Source organism: Terriglobia bacterium, from assembly GCA_036496425.1.
In the GTDB taxonomy this organism is placed as follows: domain Bacteria; phylum Acidobacteriota; class Terriglobia; order 20CM-2-55-15; family 20CM-2-55-15; genus 20CM-2-55-15.
Genome location: DASXLG010000198.1, coordinates 40,567 through 47,024 on the forward strand (window position 1 = coordinate 40,567; position 6,458 = coordinate 47,024).

Below are 6,458 nucleotides of genomic sequence, written 5' to 3' on the forward strand. Positions count from 1 at the left end.
GCAAAATCTATGCACATGATTATTGTTCGTCTCGAGGTAAAGACCGAACGCGTCGACGAGTTTCTGAAACTGGTGTCGTTCAACGCGGCAGAATCGAGGAAAGAGCCTGGCAATCTGCGGTTTGATGTTGTTCGTTCCGTCGACAGTCCCACGCTGTTTCGCCTCTATGAGGTGTATCGGGATGACGCCGGGGTGAAAGCTCATCAGGCCACGGCGCACTATGCGAAATGGCGCGCGGAGATCGAAGGATTGCTTGTAACGCCTCGCGTGAGTGAACGTTTTATCAGCGTTCTGCCTGAACCCTATTCCTGATGGCGTTCACGCTTCGCGTTCCGCAAGAGGTTCATTTCGGCAAAGGCGAAGTCTGCAAACTGCCGGAGATCGTTGCGCGTTTCGGCAGGCGCGCATTCGTTGTGACGGGAGCCAGGCCGGCGCCTGTTGCACTTGGCGATTCGGTTCGCTGGGTGGTGCACGGCGAACCGGAAATTGCGACCGCCGACGAAGGCGCGAAGATTTGCCGCGAATCCGGTTGCGATGTGGTGGTCGCCATCGGCGGCGGAAGTGTCCTGGACACGGCGAAGGCCGCCGCAGCTCTCGCGGCGAACGGCGGTGAGGCGTTGGATTATCTCGAAGGCGTCGGGCGCGGCCGCGTTCTCGAACGTCCGTCGCTGCCTTTCATTGCGGTTCCGACGACGGCCGGCAGCGGTTCCGAAGCGACTCGCAATGCCGTTCTTCGCGTTCCGGACCTGAAGGTGAAGCGCAGCCTGCGCAGCGAATACATGGTTCCACGCGTGGCGCTCATCGATCCGCAGCTTTCGGAAAGCTGTCCGCTTCCCGTGGCTGCTTCAGCCGGGCTGGACGCACTGACCCATTTGATCGAAGCCTATGTGTCGATCGGCGCGCAGCCGACCACCGATGCGCTGGCGCTCCAGGGAATCGTGCTGGCAGCGAAGGGGCTCACCGGTCTGTCCCGAGGGAACCCCGATGTTGAAGCGATGACCCTGGCCAGCTTCTGGGGCGGAATCGTTCTCGCCAATGCCGGCCTCGGCGCCGTACATGGTCTCGTGGCTCCGCTTGGCGGCCGCTTTTCCGTTCCGCACGGCATGGGTTGCGCGTGCCTTCTCACTGCAACGATGCGGACAAACATCCAGGCGCTCCGCGAGCGGTTGCCCGATAGTCCCGCGCTGGCCCGTTATGACGAGATTACTGCAGCGCTGCGGGATGTCCCGGATCTGGGCCGCCTCCGCGCCGACCTCGGCGTGCCGTCACTGGCAGCCTTCGGACTCTCGCAAGATCAGTTTTCCGCTGTGATTGCCGGTTCCCGGGCGGGCAGCATGAATTTCAATCCCATCACGCTTACCGATGCGGAGTTGGAACGGATACTGAAGGATTCGTTATAGAACTGGTGCTTGGACGCGTCCCAGGAGATTGTCGCGCGACGACAAAGTGCTTGGACGTGTCCCAGGAGATTGTCGCGGGGCGACAAAGTGCTTGGACGTGTCCAAGGAGATTGTCGCGGGACGACAAAGTGCTTGGACGCGTCCCAGGAGATTGTCGCGGGACGACAAAGTGCTTGGACGCGGCCCAGGAGATTGTCGCGAGACGACAAAGTGCTTGGACGCGTCCCAGGAGATTGTCGTGAGACGACAAAGTGCTTGGACGCGGCCCAGGAGATTGTCGCGGGACGACAAAGTGCTTGGACGCGGCCCAGGAGATTGTCGCGGGACGACAAAGTGCTTGGATGCGGCCCAGGAGATTGTCGCGGGACGACAAAATGCTTGGACGCGTCCCAGGACTTTGTCGTCCCGCGACAAAGTGCTTGGCCCTTCTGCCTTCCAAAGTCGGCTCGCCAGGTATATTTAACAATCACTTGCGGCTTTCGAAAAAAATCTTTGCCACCTGTGACAAACAGGGGGGTCCGAAACGTTGTACCTGATGAAGGGCAGATGAGCACCGGAATGGATGGAGAGGAAACAAAGGATGGCCGTGGCGGACGAACAACCGAGGACGTGTTCGTCGAGCACTACGATTTCATGTTTCGCGCGGCCCGGAAATCTCTCAGGAACACGGAAGATGCCCAGGATGTGATTCAAAACTTGTACTTAAAGCTCATCGATTCCAAGCTTCCGCCGGATGTCTGGAGGGACCCGAAGGGCTACCTCTACAGGACCGTGATCAATGCGTGTCATGACTGGAGACGGACGCGGAAAAGCCGCAGGGAAAACCGGGGAGTCGAGCAGCTCGAAATCCGGGAGCCCCGCAGCGAGCAGGCGAACCAGAATGCGGTCCACGAGGTGGAGCATCTGATGGGCAATCTGGATCGAGGTGTCGCCGATATCGTCAGGCTTCACGCGGAAGGCGGTATGAGCGACGCGGAAATTGCGGTCATGGTGGGCGGCTCCCGTTCGAAGATCGCCATGATTTTGAGCCGGGCGCGGGACAAGTTGAGAAAGTTAAGAGGCGGCAGGAAGGAGAAACATGTTCGGTTGGAAAAAGAGTAGAGAGTTCGATGAAATCCTGAGGAGATATTTTCCGCGCTCCAAGAGCGATGAAGTCGTTGCGGCGCGCGACCGTTTCCTGTTGCTGGTGAAACAGCGGCGTACCTTGCAGGAGGCTCTGGATAATTTCACCAGTTCCAAGCTCGTGCCCGACGTCACGAAGTTCGTAGCGCTCGCGCATGTCGATCAACTCGTCCTGACGGCGGTTTATCTGTTTCATGGAGAGGGCACCAGCCTGGGGATTGACGAGAAGGTCAGCGATCTGACCTCCCACGTCGTCGATACCGGAGCGGTCTTTATATCCCTCGACCGTCTGGAGCGCGGACAGCTGATTTCGTCGAGGCCGGTGCAAATGGAAGGCTATGACGAGCCCCAGTTGGTCTTCAGCATCACGGCAGAAGGCAAACGTATGCTGAGTTCAGTAAAAACCGGAGCCAGGCGCCTGGTCGAAGCACTCGCGGATTTTGAATAGCAAAAAAGTTTGAAGGGCCGTGACAAACAGGGGGGTGAAGCGCATGTTCAGTTCTCCGTGGGGCGCTGGACGGAGTCAATCACGATTACTTCAACGGGACCTTTGGTGGATTCCAGTCGCAAGCCCAATTGTTCCTGTATCGCTGTCGTCAGGGTTGGCCCTTCGCTGTCCGGTGCCGGGGGGCCTCCTGGTGTGGCTTGCAGGTTATCGGGTATCCATTCCAGCTTGATGTCATACAGACCCGTAAGATTGGTTTTATCAATGATGGGTCTATTCATCATGCCGATCAGCTGGTTTATCAAGGCGGATAAAGCGATGGCCTTTCCCTCGAACTTCCTGCCACCCGGAACCGTACCAAAACCGCCAATACTGTACATGCCCCTTATCATTTCCGGTAAGCCATTCGGCTGGCGTCGAATTGGGGCTGATGGATCGCGTGGAAGAATGGGGCCTTGATTCTCCGAAAGAGTGAGCTTTGGGCCGCCCTTGGCCACTACAAGTTCATAAACTGGAAGCTGTCTTGTCTCTTGATGCAACTTCAGTTGGAAACGGTCTTCCAGGAGGGACTGGAGCATGAGATCCATCACATCCGGCTTGTTCAGGTCTCGTTGCGTGGAGCGGGCCGGAACTCTGCCCTCGGGCGCTTTTGCTTGAATCTCCCACAAGTCTGTGCCGACCCAGGCCGGTCCACCGAGCACCTGAAAACCCCTTATTCGGTGTGAAAGTGCAATCAATGCCTTCAGCGGTTGGCCCGCAGCGACATACTCGCCGCCAGGGGACGTATTTACCGGCCCTCGCGCGGTGGTGGGCTTAATGCTTGCCACTTCAAATGACGGCTTCGGCCAGGGCGCTGGCGTCTGTGCCACCGCCGCTATAGCGGCCATTAAGAATGCGACTATCACCGCAATCCATCTCATGCTGTGCTCCAACGGAATACTGACCAAGAGTCTGCCGCGGGAAGGCGTGTGGTGGGAAGTAAAAAGCATTCGTAGAGGAAGGTGAGATAATTTCACGCGTGAACCGTCACCGAAACTTCCCAGGACAGCACGTAGCGGCTGTACCAGTCGATGACCGCCACCAAGTAGACGAAGCCGCCACGCAGCCGAATATACGTTATGTCTGTGCTCCAGACCTGATTGGGCCGTTCGATTTTCACGCCACGCAACAGGTACGGATAGATCCGGTGTCCTGGATGTGCTGTCGATACCGCGGCTTCGGATAGATCGCCTCCAAGCCCATGAGTCGCATCAGCCGTTGCACTCGCTTGCGATTGACCATCCCGCCCTGCTTGCCCAGTTCGAACGTCATCCGCCGGCTGCCGTAGAACGCGTCTTCGTATACTGCTCGTCGATCCGCCGCATCAACTCTAAATCCTCGGCGCTTTCGCCCAAGGATTTGTAGTACAAGCTGGATCGCGCCAGCCCCGCCAAATCGCACTGCTCGACGATGCTCAATTCCTGGTGATTTGGTTCGATCCATTGCCGCTTCTCCTCTATCGCCGCAAGATCCCCGACTTTTTTTGCAACCAAATTGCACCTGCAACTTTCCGATCTGCCGGTAGAGTTCGTCCTTCTCCTGTTCATCTGCCACGTCGCGCCGTTCGCGAGCTCCAGAAAAAAGATCCTCGGCCGCCTCCTGCAAGTGTTTCTTCCAAGTTGTAATTTGATTTGGATGAACGCCGTGAGCCGTCGCCAACTCCTGAACCGTCCGCTGACCTTTGATCGCCTCCACCGCGATCTTCGCCTTGAACGCTCCGGTGTACTGCTTCCGCTGTCTTCCCATGCTCTCTCCTTAGAGCAGCGGAAATCCACCTTAGGTTCCTGTCCAGTTTTTGGGGTCCACTTCATCCAGCAAGGGAAGAAAGAACCTTTCCCTCTGGATTGATTCGAATTACTGCAAACGGCGCGGGATTAGCAGGGACACGGTTGCAGATGTGGTGAAGCAGGCGTTGAGGGCGCTGCACGCTGTATAATGCGCGCGGAGTACTGCAGCCGGAAGGAATAAATATTCTGCATGAGTTGCCGAGACTTCTCTGACCTTTTCGAGCGTGTCGCAGAGAAAAGACATCGCGGATCTTATTGAAATAATCATTCAACCCACGTTAACTCCAGTTCGCCTGAAACACTAAACGCAAGAAGGACCGAAGAAGGTCCGCCAACCAACGTTTGAGGGAGGATGTCTTTAGGGTCTTCGCTTTTTACTTCCCACCACGCGCCCTCTGGCTGCCGCAGACATTGACGTCCGCACAAAATGCAAGGTACGCTGCCTGAATTCATTAGGGCGGTCGAGATTACAGAATATATGCGTGGCGGCGGTAAGCTGAAATCACGCGGTAATTCGACGGAATGAACAGGCCCGCACCGAAGCACGTCTTGACTCGGCAACGTCCAAGCGCGCGGGAAAAAGTATAGAGGATGTTGAAGTAATGAGCGAAATGCCGCAAGCTTCGGAGATTCATAGTTCCGTTGAGGCGAGTCCCGCTGCCACAGGGCCGGCCGGTCCGCTCTTCGAGGGGCAGGTCGGCGCATATTATCTTCTTTCCATGCTTGCCGGGGGGGAGCCGCGAGGGTTGCCAGGCACAACCGTGACCGGGATCGAATTCCAGCGGGCTTCCGAGCGCCCCCTTGACGACGTGATCGTCCACGCGACCGATGCACAAGCCAATCCAGCCGTGCTTGAAGTACAAGTCAAGAGAACCATCGATTTCACCGCGAGCGACTCTGTCTTCCGGGCACTTGTCGCTCAAGTCGCAAGGGCCGCGGCCAAGCCGGAATTTGACACGCAGCATTACGAGCTTGCCGTCGCAACGGAACGGACGTCAACGAAGATCGAACGCAGCTACCAGGAAGTGCTGTCATGGGTGCGGGAACTTGGTTCAGCAGAGACGTTTTTCAAGCGTCTCAACCAGAAACGACTTGCCAACAGCGACATGCGCAAGTTCGTTGAGAATTTCCGCGCGAACCTGAAACTGGCAGGCTCGCCGCACGACGACGCAGCCGTCTGGCGCATTCTGCGACGTTTCCAAATCCTTGTGTTCGATTTCAATCAGGAAGGGTCAGCAACGGAAATTCTTGTACGCGTGCGTTGCGGCGTGTTGTTGGCTCCGGAGGAGGCCGGCAAAGCCGGCGCTTTTTGGCAGACGCTCGTCGGTTTGACTCTAGAAAGCGCCTCGAAAGGCGGCGAAAAGACAAGGACGCAGGTTCGCGAAACGCTGGTAAACGAATATCACTACGGGTTTGCCGGAGAGAGCAGCTTCACAACGCCCGCGCCGCACTTCAGGAAGCGTCCTCGGGCGCTTTGCAGGATATATCCAGCCAGGTAGGTTCCGTCCACCTTGACCGTGCCGCATATGTTGCGAAAGTCCAAGCAGCGATGGACATGGGCCGCTACGTCGAGATCAGGGGCGCATCCGGCGTCGGCAAGTCAGCCGTGCTGAAACATGTGGTGGAACAGATCAGCAATGAGGCGCGCGCCGTCGTCCTGAGCCC

Annotated in this window: 8 protein-coding genes; 5 read left to right on the top strand and 3 right to left on the bottom strand. The window is 57.4% G+C overall.

The genetic code is table 11. From position 1 onward, the window contains the following. The first annotated feature begins 15 nt into the window (after positions 1-15). The 4 genes from VGK48_14145 (at position 16) to VGK48_14160 (ending at position 2,970) form a co-directional block, all read left to right on the top strand. Entirely contained in the window at positions 16-312 is a 297-nt protein-coding gene (locus tag VGK48_14145; protein HEY2382315.1) for a putative quinol monooxygenase, read from the top strand. After that, complete coding sequence (locus VGK48_14150; protein ID HEY2382316.1) at positions 312-1,400, top strand: iron-containing alcohol dehydrogenase; 1,089 nt, start codon at positions 312-314, stop codon at positions 1,398-1,400. The genes VGK48_14145 and VGK48_14150 overlap by 1 nt, the downstream gene beginning before the upstream one ends. A 546-nt stretch (positions 1,401-1,946) precedes the next feature. Next, positions 1,947-2,501 carry a sigma-70 family RNA polymerase sigma factor gene (locus VGK48_14155; GenBank protein HEY2382317.1) on the top strand — a complete coding sequence of 185 codons (555 nt, stop codon included), beginning with the start codon at positions 1,947-1,949 and terminating at the stop codon, positions 2,499-2,501. Then, the gene (locus tag VGK48_14160; protein HEY2382318.1) at positions 2,479-2,970 is read left to right on the top strand and encodes a hypothetical protein; all 492 of its coding nucleotides are present in this window, start codon (positions 2,479-2,481) and stop codon (positions 2,968-2,970) included. Before VGK48_14155 ends, VGK48_14160 begins: the two co-directional genes overlap by 23 nt. Positions 2,971-3,017: 47 nt before the next feature. Here the strand turns inward: VGK48_14160 and VGK48_14165 are convergent, their stop codons facing one another. The 3 genes from VGK48_14165 to VGK48_14175 form a co-directional block, all read right to left on the bottom strand. Beyond that, positions 3,018-3,887, bottom strand: coding sequence for a TIGR03435 family protein (locus tag VGK48_14165; GenBank protein ID HEY2382319.1), 870 nt, complete (start codon positions 3,885-3,887; stop codon positions 3,018-3,020). 92 nt (positions 3,888-3,979) lie between these two features. Then, positions 3,980-4,126 carry a DDE-type integrase/transposase/recombinase gene (locus tag VGK48_14170; protein ID HEY2382320.1) on the bottom strand — a complete coding sequence of 49 codons (147 nt, stop codon included), beginning with the start codon at positions 4,124-4,126 and terminating at the stop codon, positions 3,980-3,982. Next, entirely contained in the window at positions 4,123-4,752 is a 630-nt protein-coding gene (locus tag VGK48_14175) for an IS3 family transposase (protein HEY2382321.1), read from the bottom strand. Before VGK48_14175 ends, VGK48_14170 begins: the two co-directional genes overlap by 4 nt. Positions 4,753-5,395: 643 nt before the next feature. Here VGK48_14175 and VGK48_14180 point away from each other — a divergent pair. Then, the gene (locus VGK48_14180; protein HEY2382322.1) at positions 5,396-6,292 is read left to right on the top strand and encodes a hypothetical protein; all 897 of its coding nucleotides are present in this window, start codon (positions 5,396-5,398) and stop codon (positions 6,290-6,292) included. Positions 6,293-6,458: the final 166 nt, after the last annotated feature.

Excerpts from the sequence above, each read along its gene's own strand:
- VGK48_14180 (HEY2382322.1), top strand. The coding sequence starts at position 5,396 with ATGAGCGAAATGCCGCAAGCTTCGGAGATTCATAGTTCCGTTGAGGCG.
- VGK48_14155 (HEY2382317.1), top strand. The coding sequence starts at position 1,947 with ATGAGCACCGGAATGGATGGAGAGGAAACAAAGGATGGCCGTGGCGGA.
- VGK48_14165 (HEY2382319.1), bottom strand. The coding sequence starts at position 3,887 with ATGAGATGGATTGCGGTGATAGTCGCATTCTTAATGGCCGCTATAGCG.
- VGK48_14150 (HEY2382316.1), top strand. The coding sequence starts at position 312 with ATGGCGTTCACGCTTCGCGTTCCGCAAGAGGTTCATTTCGGCAAAGGC.
- VGK48_14160 (HEY2382318.1), top strand. The coding sequence starts at position 2,479 with ATGTTCGGTTGGAAAAAGAGTAGAGAGTTCGATGAAATCCTGAGGAGA.
- VGK48_14145 (HEY2382315.1), top strand. The coding sequence starts at position 16 with ATGATTATTGTTCGTCTCGAGGTAAAGACCGAACGCGTCGACGAGTTT.
- VGK48_14175 (HEY2382321.1), bottom strand. The coding sequence starts at position 4,752 with ATGGGAAGACAGCGGAAGCAGTACACCGGAGCGTTCAAGGCGAAGATC.